Source organism: Candidatus Methylomirabilota bacterium (assembly GCA_035936835.1).
Lineage (GTDB): Bacteria > Methylomirabilota > Methylomirabilia > Rokubacteriales > CSP1-6 > AR37.
Window position 1 is genome coordinate 1 of the sequence record DASYVT010000104.1, and the last position, 2,642, is coordinate 2,642.

The 2,642-nt window shown below is 71.5% G+C and carries 4 protein-coding genes; all 4 read right to left on the bottom strand.

Going from position 1 to position 2,642, the window contains the following annotated elements; all coding sequences use genetic code 11:
* Positions 1 to 356: 356 nt before the first annotated feature.
* Positions 357 to 716, bottom strand: coding sequence for an RNA-binding S4 domain-containing protein (locus VGV06_08315; GenBank protein ID HEV2055162.1), 360 nt, complete (start codon positions 714 to 716; stop codon positions 357 to 359).
* Between the two features lie 298 nt (positions 717 to 1,014).
* Positions 1,015 to 1,365, bottom strand: coding sequence for a hypothetical protein (locus tag VGV06_08320; GenBank protein HEV2055163.1), 351 nt, complete (start codon positions 1,363 to 1,365; stop codon positions 1,015 to 1,017).
* A gap of 105 nt (positions 1,366 to 1,470) precedes the next feature.
* Positions 1,471 to 2,334, bottom strand: a complete 864-nt coding sequence (locus tag VGV06_08325; protein HEV2055164.1) for a hypothetical protein — start codon at positions 2,332 to 2,334, stop codon at positions 1,471 to 1,473.
* On the bottom strand, positions 2,331 to 2,642 hold a 312-nt coding region (locus tag VGV06_08330), incomplete at its 5' end, for a sigma-70 family RNA polymerase sigma factor (GenBank protein ID HEV2055165.1). The genes VGV06_08325 and VGV06_08330, both read right to left, overlap by 4 nt.

Genomic DNA, 2,642 nt, shown 5'->3' on the forward strand with positions numbered 1-2,642 from the left:
TTGAAGGGGCAGACGCGGCCGGTCGCGGCGTTCAACGTGATGACCTTGCGCGCACCTCAATAGCGGCGAGCGTGGCGATTGCAGGCGCCCAGTGGTCTGAAGCACCATGCGTCGCCGTGTCGCCGGTTCAAGTCCGGCCACACGGCACAGAACGAAACCCGCCACAAGCTGACGTGAGATTTCCTGGCCGCGGCCTTTGGATTGGGGCACGGCTCGTTAAATTGGCATCAGATATGGCATCCAACAGGTCCCGCTAGGGTCTTACACATCGCACCCGAACCTTTGCAATCATTGCCTCGGAGGGTTGGCCGAGCGGTCGACTGCGGGGTCTTGAAAGAGGAAGCGCGGCGTCGACGTTATGGCCGCCTGAGGTGGTCGAGTTCGCGGCGCTCGCGCTTGGTCGGGCGGCCGGTGCCGCGCTCGCGGACGAACACCGGTGGCTCTCGCTTGACCACCGGGACAGGCGGGCTGTGGTCGACCAGGCAGGTCGCCGCCACCGCCGCCCCGACCCGCTTGTCGATGACGACCACGACCTCGAGGATGTGCTCGCGCCCGACGAACGCCTCGACGCGGTCGCCGACCTTCACCGGCGTCGACGCCTTGGCCGCGGCACGGTTCACGCTGACATGGCCGCCCCGGCAAGCAGCCGTCGCCGCCGAACGGGTCTTATAGAGCCGGACGGCCCACAGCCACACGTCCACCCGAGTCGTGTCGATGGAGCCATCGTGCCAGCATGAACCGACGGCTGCTCGCGGCCTCTATCTCGTTCGGCGACGCGCAAGTGCACCGGGCCGACCTCCGGTCGCGCATGCGAGCGGGGACCGCCGTACCGTTCGTGGTCAGGCATCAGCGACCGCGGAGGGCGGTGCGGCTAAGGACGTTCTGGCTGCAGCGGCCGGTCCGTCGAGTCGGCGCCGGAGTACTCGTTCAGGACCTGCTGAGGCCCGGTCGACGATCGTCGACCGGGCCTCAGCGTTCGCGTCTGGGGGAACGGTGGGATCTGGTTGGCTGCCTCTAGTTGTCGCCCTGTAGCTCGCCCGTCGCGCCGGAGGCGCCGGTCGCATCCGTCGCGCCGGACGCACCGGTGGCGCCGGTGGCGCCGGTGGCGCCGGACTCGCCCTTCTCGCCCGTCTGCGTGTCGCCCTTCTCGTCCGGGCCGGCCTTGTCCTGTTGGGCCTGGTCGGTGTTGCAGGCGGCGGTGTCTTCCTGGTTGCCGAGCTGCTCGCCCTCGGCGCCGCACTGCTCGTCCGCCGGCACCGTCACGGCGTTCGGGTTGGGCAGCGGGTCGTTCGCGAGGCTGGTCCCGGCGCCCGCGGTGAGCAGGAGCCCGGTCGCGAGAATCGCCGCCAGTGGTGACTTCAGCATCTAGAACCTCCCACGAGTCGGCGGATCGGTCCGCCACCGTACACAGAATTTGACGCGCCGCCGGCCCTAACCATTCGGGTGAATTCGGGCGAATGGACGATGGTTCTAATGCCCGGTACTCCCGCCGTCCACGCCGCCGCCCTGCCCGCCGCCGTCGGTCTTCTCGCCACCGTCGGACTTCCCACCGCCGTTCTGATCGGCCTCGCTCGTCCGACTTCCAACGCCACCCTGCCCGGACGTGCCGTCGGTCGGCTGCTTGGCAGGTCCGCCCCGACCCGACTCGCCCTCCTGCTGGAGCTCATGCTCCTCGTCGTCGATGTCGTGCTGGATCCCCTCTTCAAACTGCCCGATCTGCCCGCGCTGCTCGCCGGTCGCGTTCTCGCGCGCCCCAGCGAGACGGTCCTTCGCGGACCGCTGCGTTTCGAGGAGCGACTGGAGGAGCCAGCGCCGCTCGCTTTCCGGCGAGCGCTGCAGCGACGCCCGCGCGTCGCGCAGGTAGCGGGCCGCGTCGTCGAGGACACCGCGCAGCACCTCGGGAGCGACCCGGGTCGCGACGGCAGCAGCCTGCGCAACGCGGCGGTCGGCCGCCGCGCCGTACGCGCGGGTGGCGTCGGCGGGCGAGCGCGGCAGCCCCAGGTACAGATCATCGAGGCGCCGCTGCGCCGGGTAGAGCGGCTCGCCAGGGGTGCTCGCGTACGACGCGGTGCCCAAGCCGGCAGCGAGGATGACCGAGAGCGCGATCGCGAGCACGGGCCGCAGCAGCCGCACCGGCCAGGGGCGGGCCGGCGCCGGCAGGGTCGCGGCCGCGACCGCGCGGGAGAACGCCCCCGCCGACGGCTCGATCGAGCGGGCCACGGCGGCGAGCCGCAGCGCAGCGTCGATGATGGCCACGTCGGCCGGGTCGGTGTCCGGCGGCGGCGCCTCGCCGCGGGCGATGGCGTTGAGGGCGCGATCGAGGGTCCGGCTCATCGTGGGCTCAGCCGGCGCGCGAGCGCCTCGAGCGCGCGGTGCTGGAGGGATTCGACGGCCTTCTCGCGGCGGCCGACCGCAACTGCGGTCTCGCGTGTCGAGAGGCCGGCGGCGAAGCGCAGGAGGATCACCGAGCGCTGCTCCTGGGTGAGCTGGGCGAGAGCTTGGCGGATGTCCAAGCGGTCGGCGAGCGGGCTGGTCGGGTCGCCGCCTTCGAGCTCGACGAGTTCGGTGGTCGGACGGGTCCGCCGGGCGCGGTCGATGGCCGCGTTCCGGGCGATCCGGAAGAGCCAGGCCGGCAGTTCGGC